At 50.1% G+C, this 575-nt stretch carries 1 protein-coding gene; it reads right to left on the bottom strand.

The window, feature by feature from the left end; all coding sequences use genetic code 11:
* Positions 1-147: 147 nt before the first annotated feature.
* Positions 148-575, bottom strand: a 428-nt coding sequence (locus ACFFRH_RS44980) for an inositol monophosphatase family protein (protein WP_512701157.1), incomplete at its 5' end; no start/stop codon positions are given.

Below are 575 nucleotides of genomic sequence, written 5' to 3'. Positions count from 1 at the left end.
TATCAAAAAACGCTCATTATTAAAATGTAACTTATTAGCAATTGAATTTTTGCACTTTAAATACAATCTCTTTTTATTTATAACTTTTTAGGTTGGGAGAAATCAGGATGGCAGAATCAGGAAATACACTGTTTCTGCCATCTGAATTTAGTAAATAGACACTCTGAACCCCGGATTCAGGAACGACTCACGCGGAGTGTAATCCAGCGGTTTACCCTGCCAGTCGTGAACGTGCGCTCCGGCAGCTGCAGCTACAGCATGTCCAGCGGCGGTGTCCCAAATATTCGTTGGTCCGAAGCGCGGGTACAGCTGCGCCTGTCCTTCCGCCACCAGGCAGAATTTCAGCGAAGAGCCGATGGACGTGGTCTGATGTTCGCCAAGCTGTTGCAGATACTCTTTCAGCTCCGCATCCGCATGGGAACGGCTGATCACCACCAGCGGCGGGCGCGCATCGCGGACCTGAATCTGCTTGCGCACACCGCACTCTTCTTTCCACGCTTTGCCTTCTGCCGCGCTGTACATTACGTTCATTACCGGCGCATACACCACGCCTAAAATCGGTTTGCCATGGTCAA

The sequence above is a fragment of the Streptosporangium vulgare genome (assembly GCF_042428775.1).
Taxonomy (GTDB): domain Bacteria; phylum Actinomycetota; class Actinomycetes; order Streptosporangiales; family Streptosporangiaceae; genus Streptosporangium; species Streptosporangium vulgare.
Note: the sequence above shows the minus strand (reverse complement) of the source record. Positions and strands in the feature narration are given on the sequence as shown.